Annotated in this window: 6 protein-coding genes and 1 tRNA gene; 1 reads left to right on the top strand and 6 read right to left on the bottom strand. The window is 70.4% G+C overall.

The features are described 5' to 3' along the window. From JNL41_RS12845 to JNL41_RS12825, 5 genes are all read right to left on the bottom strand, one after another. On the bottom strand, positions 1-266 hold a 266-nt coding region (locus JNL41_RS12845; protein WP_293475510.1), incomplete at its 3' end, for a 50S ribosomal protein L11. Positions 267-435: 169 nt separating this feature from the next. Further along, positions 436-3,267 (bottom strand): class I SAM-dependent methyltransferase, encoded by a 2,832-nt coding sequence (locus JNL41_RS12840; protein ID WP_293475508.1) that lies wholly within the window; start codon positions 3,265-3,267, stop codon positions 436-438. Between the two features lie 18 nt (positions 3,268-3,285). Further along, positions 3,286-3,858 carry a transcription termination/antitermination protein NusG gene (nusG, locus tag JNL41_RS12835; RefSeq protein ID WP_293475506.1) on the bottom strand — a complete coding sequence of 191 codons (573 nt, stop codon included), beginning with the start codon at positions 3,856-3,858 and terminating at the stop codon, positions 3,286-3,288. A gap of 5 nt (positions 3,859-3,863) precedes the next feature. Next, entirely contained in the window at positions 3,864-4,178 is a 315-nt protein-coding gene (gene secE, locus JNL41_RS12830; RefSeq protein ID WP_293475504.1) for a preprotein translocase subunit SecE, read from the bottom strand. Between the two features lie 73 nt (positions 4,179-4,251). Further along, a tRNA-Trp gene (locus JNL41_RS12825) sits at positions 4,252-4,327 on the bottom strand. A 201-nt stretch (positions 4,328-4,528) separates the two neighbouring features. Between JNL41_RS12825 and JNL41_RS12820 the strand changes: the two genes are divergently transcribed. Continuing rightward, positions 4,529-4,753 (top strand): hypothetical protein, encoded by a 225-nt coding sequence (locus JNL41_RS12820; RefSeq protein ID WP_293475502.1) that lies wholly within the window; start codon positions 4,529-4,531, stop codon positions 4,751-4,753. 3 nt (positions 4,754-4,756) lie between these two features. Here JNL41_RS12820 and JNL41_RS12815 read toward each other — a convergent pair. Beyond that, positions 4,757-5,515 (bottom strand): DUF2807 domain-containing protein (locus tag JNL41_RS12815; RefSeq protein WP_293475500.1); only part of this gene is annotated, 759 nt, incomplete at its 5' end.

The following is a 5,515-nucleotide window of genomic DNA, read 5'->3' as shown; positions in this document are numbered from 1 at the left end:
CCCGACTTCAGGTTCAGCGCCTGCTTGATGAAGTACGACGCCGGGGGCGTCTTGGTGATGAAGGTGAACGACTTGTCCTGGTAGACCGTGATCACGGTCGGAAGGGGCGTGCCCTTCGCTTCCTTCTCGGTGCGGGCGTTGAACTCCTTGCAGAAGCCCATGATGTTGACGCCGCGCTGACCCAGCGCCGGCCCGATGGGCGGCGAAGGCGTCGCGGAGCCCGCAGGCACCTGCAACTTGATATAGCCCAAGATCTTCTTGGCCATCTTTGCTCCTCATGACCCGCAATCGGGCCGGTTTGAGCCGTGGTGCGGGGTTGCGGTGGCCGTCCCCTCCCACGGATTTGCGTCACGCGTGTGACACCCCGCGGACGCAAGGCGCACCGCGAGGCGGGCGCATCTAGCAGCAATGGCGCGCACGGGCAACCGCGGCGGATCAGCCGGGCTTCCGGACCCAGAACTGGTACATGCCGCGGAACGTCGCCGGGCGCGACCGTTCGAAGGCGTCCCAGTTGGCGAGATCGAGACCCTTCGGGTCGTGCGGATAGGCCGCGCGGTAGGCGGCCAGGACGGCGGGGCCGAGCGTGAAGCCCATGAATTCCAGTCCGTTCCCGCTGACCAGCCGCTGCAGATCCGCGACATCGAGCTCGTGCTCGTTCACATGCATGAGCAGGTCGCGCAGGGAACTGGTCGCATAGAAGTCGGTCGTGTTGATCGCCTCGCGCACAGGATCGCCCTCGGGCGCCTTCACGATCGCCTGGCGCAGCTCGCGGATCGTCTCGGGCGTGTAGGTGCGGGCGAGCGCCTTCGCCGCCCCCCAGGGCGCGCGGGCGATGCGGCTGTAGAGGCCGAGCTTCATGATCCCGCCCGGCCGCAGCAGGCCGGCCAGCACCCGGACGCCCTCGGACGGATCGGCCAGATGGTGCAGGACGCCGCTCGACTCGATCGCGTCGAACGTCCGGCCGAGAGCGCCCAGCGCCAGGAGGTCGGCCTGGGCGTACTCGATGTTGGCGATCCCCGCCTCGCGGGTCTTGCGCAGCGCGTAGGCCAGGCTGGCGCGGCTGAGATCGATCGCGAGCACGCGGGCGTTCGGACCATAGCGCTGCCCCGCGTGGATCGCGTGGTGGCCGGTGCCGCAACCTGCGAACAGCACCTCGGCGCCGTCGGGGATCGGCCAGCCCAGGATCGAGCCGATGGGCGGCAGCGGCGTGACGTCCTGCCAGCGCGGATAGGGATTGGCCTCGTACTGTCCGCGGACCGCCGCGGACACGCCCTCGCCGATCGGCGTGAGGGCGGGGATCCCCTCGCGCACCTCGCCCTCCTGCAGGACCGCGACGAGCTGTTCCCGGAGCACGTCGGCGACGCCGCCGCTCCAGCCGCGCGCCAGCAGCGCCTCCGCGCCGGGGACGTCGGCCAGCGGGCGATAGCAGGCGAGGATCATCGCATCGTCGGGCGTGAGGTCCGCCACGCGCGCCGCGAGCCGCGCGACGAGGTGGCGCTCGATCGCGTCCTCGGCCCAGCAGTATTCGTTCAGGAAGCACTGGATCGCGAGCGCCGGCAGCAGGGGCCGGAGCGCCTCGACATGGTTGCCCAGCAGGAGGCGCCGCCGGATCGCCGTCAACCGCCCCTCGAGCCAGTAGGGGAAGACCGGGACGGCCCTGAGCACCTCGGCGAGCAGGTCGTCTCCGGCCAGCGCCGCGTCGCTGGCCGGCCAGTTGGCCCGGAGATGCACGATGGCGGGCTGGCCGCGGGGCGCGGTGGCCCGGGCGCCGCGCCGCAGATCGGTCCGGACCGCCTCGCGCGCAGCCGGCGACTTCCAGTCCTCGACGCCGCCGAGAGCCGTGCCGTCCGCGGGCCGGAACCCCGGCGCCGTCGTGGTGGCGGCCGGCTTTTCCGCCCAGAACATGTACATGCGCGCGAAGGTGCGCGGGTTCTGGCTCTCGAACTGCTCCCAGGCGCTGAGGTCCCGGCATTGCGGGTCGTGGGGGAACGCCGCGCGGTACGCCGCGACCGTCTCGTCCGGCACGATGAAGCTCAGGAACTTGAGACCGTTCTCGTCCAGCATCCGGCGCAGATCGGCGAAGCCCATCTGGTGCTCCTGGACGTGCATCAGCAGGTCCCGCGCGCCGCTGGTGGCGTAGAAGTCCCGCGAGATGGCGGGGGTCCGCAGCACGTCGCCTTCCGGCGCGGCGAAGATCGCCTGCCGCAGCTCCCGCACGGTCGCGGGCGTGTAGTCCCGCGCCGCGAGCGCCTGCGCCGGGCGCAGCGTCGAGCGCGCCGTGCTGCTGTAGAGCCCGAGGTTGAGCAGGCCGCCCGGCTTCAGCGTCCGCGTGACCGCCCGCGCGCCCTCGAAGGGGTCGGACATGTGATGCAGCACGCCCACGCAGGTCACGACGTCGAACGTCTCGGGATAGCGCCGCGGCAGTTCGAGGATGTCCCCGTGGAGGTATTCGATGCCGGTGACGCCCTCCTCCCGCGTCTTGCGGGCGGCATAGGCGAGGCTGCGCCGGCTGAGATCGACGGCGACCGTGCGCTCGGCGGCCAGCCACTCATGCGCCTGGATCGCCTGGCGGCCGGTGCCGCATCCCGCCACCAGGACCTGCGGCCGCACGGGCGCCGGACGGTCCACGATCCGCCGGGCCGGCGTCATCCGCGGCGCGCGGCGCCAGCGCGGATAGGGATGCACCTCGTACTGTCCCTGCACGGCCGAGGATACGCCCTCCCGGATCGGCGTGACGGCCGGCATCGCCGCGGCCAGCACGCGCTCCTCGCGCACGGCCGAGACATGCTCGGCGATCACCTCGGCGACCGGACCGCTCCACCCCTTGGCCAGCAGCGCGTCGGCCGCCGGCAGGTCGGCCAGCGGCCGGTAGCAGGCGAGCGCCATCGCCTCCTCGGGCGAAAGGTCCGCGCCGCGCGCCGCCAGGGCCTCGACACGGGCGCTCTCCCCGGCGTCCTGCATCCAGGCGTGTTCGTTCAGCAGGCACTGGATGGCGAGCGCGGCCAGCAACGGACCGCATCCCGGCGTTTCGGGCGCGAACAGCATCCGGCGGCGCGCCGCCGTCATGCGCCGCTCGAACCACTCCGGGAAGACGGGGAAGCTCTTCAGCGCCTCGATCAGAAGGACGTCGGCGGCCATCGCCTCCGGCGTCGGCGGCCAGGTCGCGCCCAGCCGCTCGATCACGCGAACGACGAGATCCTCGACCGCCCCCAGCCGGCGCAGGTCCGCGGCGAGCGTTTCGCGTTCGGCGTCGCGACCGGACGTCATCGCCGAGGCCCCTGGGCCTTAGCTGATCTTCTCGACCTGGCCGTATTCCAGCTCGACCGGCGTCGCGCGGCCGAAGATGGAGACGGTGACCCGCAGGCGGGCGCGCTCCTCGTCGACCTGCTCGACCGAGCCGTTGAAGCTCGCGAACGGACCGTCGGTGACCCGCACCTGCTCGCCGATCTCGAAGGTGATGGTCGGCTTCGGCCGCTCCACGCCCTCTTCGATCGTGCCGATGATGCGCTCGACTTCCTTCTCGGAGACCGGGATCGGCTTCGAGCCCGAGCCGAGGAAGCCCGTCACCTTCGGCGTGTTCTTGATGAGGTGGTAGGCCTCGTCCGTCAGCTCCATCTTCACCAGCACGTAGCCGGGGAAGAACTTGCGTTCGGAGTTCACCTTGCGGCCGCGGCGGATCTCCACCACGTCCTCGGTCGGCACGAGGACCTCGGAGAAGTTGTCTTCGAGACCGTGCTGCCGAGCCTGGTCGAGGATCGAGTCCTTCACCTTCTTCTCGAAGTTCGAGTAGGCGTGGACGATGTACCACTTGTGGCGCGGGTTGCCCTTGGGGACGGCGGTGGTGCTGGCTTCAGACATATCGATTATCCGGCGGTCGCGATCTTCAGGATCCAGGTGATCCCGGTGTTCAGGAGCCAGTTGACCACGAAGAAGAAGAACGCAGCCATCACGACCATGATCGCCACCATCACCGAGGTGATCCAGGTTTCCTTGCGGCTGGTCCAGGTGATCTTGCGGGCTTCGGCCCGCACTTCCATGGCGAACTTCGGCAGGTTGCGCAGGCCCTCGATGAACCCGGTCTTCTTGGGCGCCGCGACGGCGCCGCCCGGCGTGGCCATGACCGCGGCGGTCTTGGCGGCGCGCTCGCGCATCGCTTGCGGGTTCGGTTTCCTGGCCATCCGGCTCTTCAAACTCTCATCTGGAACGGCGCTTCAGCGACGCTCCGGTTCCTGTGGTCCGACTTATATAGGGTGGCAGGAGTGGAGGGACTCGAACCCCCGACTTTCGGTTTTGGAGACCGACGCTCTACCAGCTGAGCTACACTCCTAAGTCGCCCTTTCCGACCCCTCGAACCCTGCGTTTTCCGATGTCCGGGCTGAACACCCGTCGTCCGCACGCGGCGGCTAGAAAAGCAGACTCCAACGATGTCGGGTAGGACGCAGGCGTATGACGCAACCCGCGGGGGGTTTCAAGCCTCTTCCCTGACGAGGGCCAGGGATCGAAGGCCGCAGGCAGGCGTTCAGCGATCATGCCCGAAGACCGCCAGACCTCGCACGACGCCGCCTACAACCGCGATCACGACCAGAAGGCCGGCGCGGCCCGCCCGGCCACCGAGCCGCACGGCGCGGAGGGTTCGGCGAAATCGTCCAAGACCCTCACCGACCCGGCCAGCGGCGCGGGCCGGAAGACCCGCCACGCGCCAAACCGGGCGGAAGCCGACCAGGTCGACGGCGCCTCGCGGCCCGGGCGCTGAGCCCTAGCTGGGCCGGTTGCCGATCGAGACGCGGCCGCCGCCCGACACCGACTTGCGCACATTGCCGGTGACCTGCCCGACGTCTACGCCGCCCAGCCCGGAGATCGACGCGTCCAGGTCCTGCGTGGTCCCGTCGAACTCCACCGAGCCGATGCCCGAGACCGAGGCCCGGACGGAACTGGCCTTGCCGGTCTTCACGTCGATCTTGCCGACGCCCGAGACCTGGACCTGCATGTCCCCGGTGAGCTCGCCGATGCGGACGTTGCCGGCGCCCGACAGGCGAGCGTCCAGATTCCTGCGAACGCGGGTGGCGTTGATGTTGGCCGCGCCCGACAAGTGGACCTCCAGGCGATCCGACGCGCCCATCCGCACCACGCCCGCGCCCGACTCGTGAATCTCGGCCTCGCCCGCCACGTCGGCGATCGTCCAGGCGCTGCAGCCCGAGTTCGAGAGCTGGAGGCTGCCCGAGCGCCCGATCGCGCCCACGACCGCGCCGTTGGCCGCCAGCGCCACGTTCCGCGGCGTGTAGATCACGACCTGCGGCATCGCCTCTTGGTCGACGCGCCCCACGCCCCTGACGGTGACGTGCGGCTGGCGGCTCGCGACGTTGCAGCCGCGGATGCCGTGGTCGAGGTCGCCGTCGACGATGGTGCGGTCGCCGAGGGTTCGGACGGTGAGCGGCAGCCTGGGGTGCGGGCGCACGATGTCCACCTTGATGTCGGCCCGGTCCTCGGGGACCACGGTGACCCGCGCCACCGCATC

This window comes from Phenylobacterium sp. (assembly GCF_016793285.1).
GTDB lineage: Bacteria > Pseudomonadota > Alphaproteobacteria > Caulobacterales > Caulobacteraceae > Phenylobacterium.
Note: the sequence above shows the minus strand (reverse complement) of the source record. Positions and strands in the feature narration are given on the sequence as shown.

Bases quoted from the DNA above. Each gene is read 5' to 3' on its own strand.
- JNL41_RS12840 (WP_293475508.1), bottom strand. From the start codon at position 3,267: ATGACGTCCGGTCGCGACGCCGAACGCGAAACGCTCGCCGCGGACCTG.
- nusG (WP_293475506.1), bottom strand. From the start codon at position 3,858: ATGTCTGAAGCCAGCACCACCGCCGTCCCCAAGGGCAACCCGCGCCAC.
- secE (WP_293475504.1), bottom strand. From the start codon at position 4,178: ATGGCCAGGAAACCGAACCCGCAAGCGATGCGCGAGCGCGCCGCCAAG.
- JNL41_RS12820 (WP_293475502.1), top strand. From the start codon at position 4,529: ATGCCCGAAGACCGCCAGACCTCGCACGACGCCGCCTACAACCGCGAT.